The sequence below is a fragment of the Armatimonas sp. genome (assembly GCF_031410135.1).
Taxonomy (GTDB): domain Bacteria; phylum Armatimonadota; class Armatimonadia; order Armatimonadales; family Armatimonadaceae; genus Armatimonas.
In genome coordinates, this window is sequence record NZ_JANNYP010000137.1 from 1 (window position 1) to 1,739 (window position 1,739).

The window sequence follows — 1,739 nt, forward strand, 5'->3', positions numbered from 1 at the left end:
GAGGTTCTGTGGCAGCTGGGAGCGCTTGAGGCCCTCCTCACGAATCTTTGCCATGACCGCCGCATCCGGCGTATCAGTCTGAAAGCGTGGGGCAGGCGCACTGAGCGCCAAAAGCGGAAGTAAAAAGAGCGTTGGAGACATGAGCTTTTTCCTTGGGAGATTAAGAGATGAGCGCACTATACCTTAAGCAGTCCGCGCGGTACAATGCGCTGTGACCTCTGTTTATGTTTTTGATCTGGATGGCGTGCTCTGGCGCGGCGAGAGTGTCGTGCCAGGAGCTCCCGAAGCCATCGCCCGGTTACGTGCTGCGGGCAAGCGTCTCTTTTTTCTCACCAACAACTCCAGCCAGCCGCGCCGGGTCTATGTCGAGAAGCTCACGCGCCTGGGGATGCCCGCCGACGAAAGCGAGATCGCGACTAGCGCCTCGATCACGGCGGCGTATTTACAGAGCCAGGGTGCGGCGGGAAAATCGGTCTTTGCCGTGGGAGGGCCGGGAATCTCCGATGAGCTAGGGCGCGTGGGGATCAATGTCGTGACTGTTGCTGATCCCGAGGAGCGGGATGTTGCGTGTGAGTATGTGGTGGTCGGACTCGATAAGAACTTCCGCTACGAGATGCTTCAGAGAGCCCAGCAGTGTCTGATTCGGGGCGCGGGCTTTATCGCTACCAACCGTGATGGGCAGTACCCGGTCGAGAACGGCGTGATTCCGGGCGGGGGAAGCATGGTCGCTGCCATCGCTGCCGCCGCCGAGCGCGAACCTCTCACCATGGGCAAGCCCGAGCCACTGGGTTTACAATTGCTACTGCAGCTCGCCGGAGTTGCTCCCGACGACGCCATGATGATCGGGGATCGCCTCGACACCGACATTCTCTGCGGGAATCGTTGTGGCGTTCCTACCGCTCTGGTACTGACGGGCGTGGGGACGCGGGAGCAGGCGGCGGCGGCTCCTGAAGGCTTCGCTCCGACTCGGGTAGTGGCAACTCTGGCGGAGCTGTAGGGAAGGCCAGAAGGACTCGTAGCTGCTCCAGCGCCCAGCGGCGTAGGTCGTTTTCGCTCATACAAAACAGCATAGCACTCCGCCGTTACGTCAGCGTTACAGGTTATTTAGAGTCCCATTTCGTCCGTGACAGGATCAGCTTCAGCACCAGTCCTACGGCCACGCCGATGAGCAGATCGGTTGCCAGTGTGACAACAAGAGTGGTGACAAAGAGAATGAACGAGACTTTCCCCGCTTGCCAGGCACTCTTGAACTGTTGTACAGAGGCGAGGCGAAATCCAATCACAATCAGCATTGCCGCCAGTGCCGCCAGAGGGATTTTCTGGAGAATGCCCGGGACTAAGGCAACGGTGAGCAGAAGAAATAGCCCGTGAAAGAAGTTGGCCCATGCACTCTTGGCTCCGTTATCCATATTGGCCTTACTACGAACCACTTCGGAGATCATGGGAATTCCTCCGAGACAGGCCGCAAGCGTGTTGGCTGCCCCGGTAGCAATTAAGTCGCGATTGAGATCACTCTCCTGCTTTTGGGGGTCTAGTGAGTCTATGGCGGAGACCGTGAGCAGTGACTCAAGAGAGCCGACTAGAGTGAACATCAGGATATGCTTGAGCGAGACAGCACTGGCAAGCTGGGAAAAATCGGGAAAGGTGATCGCGGCAAGTAGCGACGGAGGAAGCTTGACAAAAGATCTAGGGCTTAGGTGCAGACTCAGAGCCAGCGGGATCGTCGCCAGTAAGATGAC

The 1,739-nt window shown here is 58.1% G+C and carries 2 protein-coding genes; one reads left to right on the top strand and one right to left on the bottom strand.

Annotated elements, in window-relative coordinates; genetic code table 11:
* Positions 1-211 precede the first annotated feature (211 nt).
* Positions 212-997, top strand: a complete 786-nt coding sequence (locus RMO15_RS05050; protein ID WP_309708675.1) for a phosphoglycolate/pyridoxal phosphate family phosphatase — start codon at positions 212-214, stop codon at positions 995-997.
* 103 nt (positions 998-1,100) lie between these two features.
* On the opposite strand, the gene RMO15_RS05055 is transcribed toward RMO15_RS05050, so the two are convergent.
* A partial coding sequence (locus RMO15_RS05055; RefSeq protein WP_309708677.1) for a SulP family inorganic anion transporter occupies positions 1,101-1,739 on the bottom strand: 639 nt, incomplete at its 5' end.